General features: G+C 71.6%; 2 protein-coding genes. Both read right to left on the bottom strand.

Annotation, left to right across the window (positions count from 1 at the left end; all coding sequences use genetic code 11):
* Nucleotides 1–105: 105 nt before the first annotated feature.
* Nucleotides 106–3,228 (bottom strand): non-ribosomal peptide synthetase, encoded by a 3,123-nt coding sequence (locus ACZ5U5_RS39035; RefSeq protein WP_469031319.1) that lies wholly within the window; start codon nt 3,226–3,228, stop codon nt 106–108.
* 193 nt (nt 3,229–3,421) lie between these two features.
* Nucleotides 3,422–6,562: a type I polyketide synthase gene (locus ACZ5U5_RS39030; protein WP_469031317.1), complete on the bottom strand. Its 3,141-nt coding sequence runs from the start codon at nt 6,560–6,562 to the stop codon at nt 3,422–3,424.
* Nucleotides 6,563–6,567: the final 5 nt, after the last annotated feature.

Below are 6,567 nucleotides of genomic sequence, written 5' to 3'. Positions count from 1 at the left end.
GGCGCACTCTCTTTGGAATGGGAGTGAGAAAACAGCAGACGACCCCCCCTGTCTCCCTCCCGCTCTGTGTCGGCGGGACGCCGGGAGGTCCTGTCGTCGGCCCGCTCAGACGACCGCGCCCTCCTTCGTCCTCCTGCGCAGGGTCGGCCTGCTGGACCGGGCGAGGTCCTTCCACATGTCCGAGAGACCGCTGATGGTGCGCGCCGCGAACACCCGGCGGATCGACACCTCCTGGTTCAGCTCCGACCGGATCAGACCGACCAGCCTGATCGCCCGCAGCGAGTTGCCGCCGAGGTCGAAGAAGTCCTCGTCGATGCCCACCCGGTCCAGTTCGAGCACCTCGGCGAAGGCCGCGGCCAGGATGCGCTCGGTGTCGTTGCGCGGTGCGCGGTACGTCCCGTCGTCGAGCACGGGCTTCGGCAGCGACGCCCGGTCCACCCTCCCGTCGGCGGTCACCGGCAGGCTTTCGACGACCGCGAACACCGACGGCACCATCGTCTTGGGCAACCGCCCCGCGGCGAACCGGCCCAGTTCCTCGGCCTCGACGGTTCGGCCGCCCGCCGGGACCACATAGGCCACGAGCCGCTGCTGCCCGGCGTCGTCCTGCCGGACGACCACCACCGACCGGGCGAGGCCCGTGTGCTCGGACACCGCCTCCTCGACCTCGGTCAACTCCACCCGGACACCGCGTACATCGGTCCGCGTACCGGCGCCGCCCACGTACTCGAGCCGTCCGTCGGCGGCCCACCGCACCCGCTCTCCGGTCCGGTGCATCAGGCCACCCGCCGGACCGAACGGGCAGGACACGAAGTCCACCGCGGTCCGGCCGGGGCGCCCGGGATATCCACGCACCACGCCGGGTCCGGCCACGTACAGCTCCCCGGTCACACCGACGGGGACGGGGGCGAGTCCCGGGCCCAGGACGTAGCGGGCGGACGCGGCGAAGCCGGTCTCTCCCGCCGGGCCGTGGGCGTCGGCGACCGTCAGCTCGGGGCAGGCCTCGCGCACCCGGCGCAGCGCGGCAGCGGACACGCGGTCACCGCCGGTCCACACCTCGCGCAACCCGGCGAGGAGTTCGGGGCGCTGCGCCGCGATCGCCGAGAAGAGGCCCGCGGGCAGCCACACCGACGAGATCTCGTGCGCCGCCCGCGCCTCGGCCAGCGCCTCGGTGTCCAGCTCCCCGGCAGGAGCCACGGCCACCCGGCCGCCGTTCAGCAAAGGCGCCCACACTTCGATGGCGAGTACGTCGGCACTGTGCGGCGCATGCCACAGCACCGTACGGCCGCCGGCTTCCCGCAGGCGGCGGTCCAGGACGAACCGCTGCAGGTTGCCGTGCGTCACGGCGACCGCGGTGGTCTCGCCGTTCGACGCGTATCCGTACGACACGGCCAGCAGGCTGTCGCGATGCGACGGGGCGGGTGTCTCCCCCGCGCCGCCGCTGTCGTCACCGGATGTGTCCGCGGCGATGTCCTGGAAGGCGATCGCCGGAACTCCCAGGTCGGGGGGGAGCTGTTCGGCCGTCTGCGCGTCGGTGAGCAGTGCGCTCGCCGACGCGTCCTCGACCACTGACCTGAGCCGCTCGGCCGGGAGCGCCGGATCGAGCAGCAGGTAGGCCCCGCCCGCCTTCACCACGCCCAGCAGGGCGACGACCAGGTCCGCCGATCGAGGCATGGCCACCGCCACGACCGTCTCGGGCCCGACGTCCCTGCGTCGCAACGACCGGGCCAGGTGGCCGGAGCGCTCGTCCAGCTCGCGGTACGCGATGGCCGAGTCCCCGGACACCACCGCGACGGCATCGGGATGCCGCTCCACCTGACGGGCGAACAGCTCCGCGACCGTCGTCTCGGGCACCCGCGCGTCCGTGTCCTCCGGCGCCGTCAGGAGCCGGTCGCGCTCGGCGCCGCTCACCACGTCCAGCGCGCCGACCGGCTGCTCGTCGGCGGTCACCGCGGCACGGACGTAGGCGAGGAAATCCTCGCCGATGAAGCGCAGCTCCGCGCGGGAGTACAGGCTCGCAGGGGCGTCGAGCCGGATGAACAAGTCGCTGTCGGCGGTCCCGTCGTTGTAGACGGCGATGGAGAGTTCGTCGAAGACACCGGTCGTCCCGCCGAGGTAACGTGCCGGGCTGTCCGCGAAGTGGAGCTGCTCCACGAAGTCGACGACGTTGATGACGGCACCGAAGCTGCCGCGAGCGTCCAGGACGGTGCCGATCGCGCGCTGGATCTCCGAGTAGTGGCATGCGGTGTGATCGAAGATGTCGTACGTCTCGTCGCCGATCGCGTCGGCGATCTCGGTGAAGGTCGCGCCGAGCGGAACCTTCACCCGCACCGGCACCACGTTCACCGCGAGGCCTGGCGTCCTGCTCGCCACGCCGACCCGGTTGCCCACGGCCAGCGAGAGCAGGAACTCCGGACGGTCGCAGCGGTGCCGGAAGTACACCGCGGCGGCCGCGGTCAGCAGCGACGACGTCCATACGCCCATGGACGTCGCGGTCTCGGCCCACGCGTCCGCCTCGGCGCGCCCGACGCTCAGCGTGCGGCTCACCATGCCGAGGGGTTCGGTCAGTTCACCCCAGCGGTCGGCGCTGCCCGTCGGTTCGTCGAGCGCGGTGCGCTGCGCGTCGGACAGGGTGACGCGCGGTACCTGGGCGGGCGCGGGCGCGTCCTTCAGGTAGTCGCGCCAGAACTCCGTGTCCTCGGTGGCCTGGGGGGAGGCGAGGTACTCCGTCGCCTCGGTCGCGAACGACTCGGCGTCCCACGGGTGCGCCGGCTCCGGTGCCTTCTCGCCCCGCGCCAGCGCCGTGTACACCTCGGCCAGGCGCCGCGAGAGCAGACCGCCCGAGCCGAACCCGTCCGATATGAGGTGGTGGTAGGCGATCACCAGGAGGGAGCGGCTCGCCCCGAGCTTGACCGCGCCGAGCCGGAACAGCAGGTCCCGCTCCAGGTCGAAGGGCCGGCGCACCAGGTCGGCCAGTGCCTCGCGCGCCGCCTGTTCGGGGTCGGCCTCGGCGCTCAGGTCCAGGAAGAACGGCCGCCAGTCCCCCAATTCCCTTGGCACGAGGCGCAGTCCGCTCTCGCCGTCGACGAAGTTGACGCGCAGCACCTCCGCCTCGTTCATCACGTGCAGGAACGTGGATTCCATGACCGCCGTGTCCAGTTCACCGTCCACGTCCCACATGGTCAGCGCATGGTTCAGCATGTCGGGAAACATTTCCTGCGCCCGCCACATCCCAATATGCGCAGACGACGCACCGAACGAACGCACAGAAATCAACCCCTCGAAGCAAATTGGACCGGGAATCGGAGAATTCCACGGATCACTCCCACCTTCCGGGAAGTGATTCAGCCGTTCAAGACAAGTCGGTGCCCGGCGGGACACTCCGCTCCCGGCCTTGCGGTGTCCCGCCGGCGGGACGGTCGGTTCACCGCGGTCCCCGCTTGGCGATCGTGGTCGTGACGTGCTCGGCGACCAGTCGCGGTGACGGGTGCCGCAGCACCGTGTTCGCGCGCAGCTTGAGTCCGGTCGACGCGCTCAGGCGCTTGCTCAGCTCCACCGACAGCAGTGAGTCGAATCCGAGTTCCTTGAACTGCTGGTCGGGGTCGACGGATTCACCGGAGGAGTGTCCGAGCACGACGGCGACCTTCTCGAGTACGTGGTCCAGGACCAGTGCCCTGGCGTCGTCGTCGGCGAGGGCGGCGATCCTGTCCGCCAGGGAGACGGGGTGGTCGTCGGCCTCGGACGGCAGCTCCACCGAGGACGCCTCCAGCGCCGTGTGCGATGAGCTGAGCCAGTACCGCTGCCGCTGGAACGCATACGTCGGCAGATCGACCCGCCGACGCGTCCCGAGCAGCGAGTCCCAGTCCACGGACCCGCCCCGCACGTGCAGTTGGGCCAGCGAGCCGATCACGGACTCCACCTCGTCCCGCTCCCGCCGCGACGACGAGAGGACCAGCGCGTCGTCCACGTCCTCGACGGTCTCCTGCACCGGGACGGTCAGGACGGGGTGCGGGCTCATCTCGATGAACACCCGGAAGCCGTCGTCGGCCAACTGCCGGACGGAGGGCTCGAAGAGGACCTTCTCGCGCAGGTTGTTGTACCAGTAGTCGGCGTTCAGCCGGGCGGTGTCGATGGTCTCGCCGTACAGCGTCGAGCAGAAGGGAAGCGTCGACGTCGTGGGGCTCACGTCGGACAGCGCGTCGATGACCTGGTCCCGGACCCGGGCCACGTGGTGGGAATGGGAGGCGTAGTCGACCGCTATCCGCCGGGCCTGGACGCCGTCGGCCTTCATCTTCTCGACGAACTCGTCCAGCGCGTCCGGCTCTCCGGACACCACCACCGAGCGGGGTCCGTTGACCACGGCGACGCTCACCTGGTCGCTCCACGGAGCCAGGCGCTGCGCCACGACGTCCACGGACTCCGCGACCGATGCCATGCCGCCGTGCCCGATCACGTCCAGGAGGGCCTTGCTGCGCAGCGCCACGACCTTGGTGGCGTCCCGCAAGGACAGCGCACCGCACACGTGGGCGGCGGCTATCTCGCCCTGGCTGTGTCCCACCACCGCGGCCGGTTCCACACCCCAGGACCGCCACAGTGCGGCCATGGACACCATCACGGAGAACAGCGCCGGCTGGACGACGTCCACCCGCTCCAGGGTCGGCGCACCCTCCACGCCGTGCACCACGTCCAGCAGCGACCAGTCGACCCACTCGGACAGCGCTGCCGCGCACGCGTCGAGGGACCGCGCGAAGACGGGGAAGTTCGCGTACAGCTGCCGGCCCATGCCGGCCCACTGCGATCCCTGGCCGGGGAACATGAAGGCGACGCCGCCGAGTTTCCCGGCGACACCCCGCACCACCGCTGCGGACTCGGCGCCCTCGCTCAGCGCCACCGAGCCGCTCAGGAGCTCGTCACGACCGCGGCCGAGGACCACCGCGCGGTGCTCGAAGCGCGACCGGCCCGACACCAACGACCCGCCGATGTCGGCGACATCGGCGCCCGGATCCGCGGCGACGAACTCGCTGAGCTTGCCCGCCTGCCGCTCCAGGGCCGCCGCGCTCTTGCCCGACACCACCCACGGCACGAGGCCGCCGACGACGCCCGGGTCCGCCGCGCGCTCCTGTGCAAGATCCGGTGAGGGATCCCGCGGGGGCTCCTGCGGCGGCTCCTCTTCCAGGATCACGTGCGCGTTGGTGCCGCTGACCCCGAACGACGACACACCGGCCCGCCGCGGCCCGTTGGTCCGGGGCCACTCACGCCCCTCCGCCAGGATTTCCACGTCGCCGGACGACCAGTCCACGTGCTGTGAGGGCGCGTCCACGTGCAAGGTCTTGGGCAGGTACCCGTGGCGCAGGGCCAGCACGCTCTTGATGACCCCGCCGACGCCCGCGGCGGCGATGGAGTGACCGATGTTCGACTTCAGGGACCCCAGCCAGAGCGGCCTGCCCTCCGCCCGGCCCTGCCCGTAGGTCGCAAGGACCGCACCCGCCTCGATGGGGTCGCCCAGCTTGGTCCCGGTGCCGTGGGCCTCGACCAGATCCACTTCGGAGGCCGACACCCCCGCGTTCGCCAGTGCCTTGCGGATCACCTTCTCCTGGGCGCGGCCGTTGGGCGCGGTCAGTCCGTTGCTGGCGCCGTCCTGGTTCACGGCGGAACCGCGCAGAACGGCGAGCACCGGGTGGCCGTTGCGGCGGGCGTCGGACAGCCGCTCAAGGAGCAGTACGCCCACGCCCTCGGCCCAGCCGGTTCCATCGGCCGCGTCCGAGAAGGCCTTGCACCGGCCGTCGGCCGACAGGGCGCGCTGCCGGGCGAACTCCACGAAGAACGAGGGCGTCGCCAGCACCGTCGCCCCGCCCGCCAGCGCGAGCGAGCACTCCCCCGAACGCAGGGACTGCGCCGCCATGTGCAGGGCCACCAACGACGACGAGCACGCGGTGTCCACCGACACCGCCGGTCCGGTCAGGCCCAATTCGTACGCCACCCGGCCGGAGGCGACGCTCAGCGCGCTGCCGTACAGCAGGTAGCCCTCCAGGTCCTTCTGGCCGCCCTCCAGGAAGCGCCACCCGTACTCGGACGAACTCACCCCGGAGAAGACACCGACCTCGGACCCGCGCACGTCGGCGGGGACGATGCCGGCCCGCTCGAGGACCTCCCACGACGTCTCCAGGAGCAGGCGGTGGTGCGGGTCGATCGCCAGCGCCTCACGCGGACTGATGCCGAAGAAGCCCGCGTCGAAGCCGGCCGCGTCGCTCAGGAAGCCTCCCCGACGCGCGTACGTGCTGCCGACGGCGTCGGGGTCCGCGTCGTACACGTCCCGCCACCCGCGGTCCTTGGGGAACTCCTCCATCACGTCACGGCCCTCGCGGAGCAGGTCCCACAGCTCCTCGGGCGTCGACACGCCTCCCGGGTAGCGGCACGCCATGGACACCACGGCGATGGGCTCGCCGCGGCCGGCCCGCAGGGCGTCGTTCTCCTGCCGGAGGCGGTCGCGCTCCTCGAGCAGCGTGCGGAGCGCACGCTGGACCCGGTCCGCGCCGTCCGCCGTACGATCCGCGGAGTTGGTCATGTCAC

The sequence above is a fragment of the Streptomyces sp. NPDC033177 genome (genome assembly GCF_055577715.1).
The sequence above is the reverse complement of the archived record's forward strand: the minus strand, read 5'-3'. Positions and strand labels throughout refer to the sequence as shown.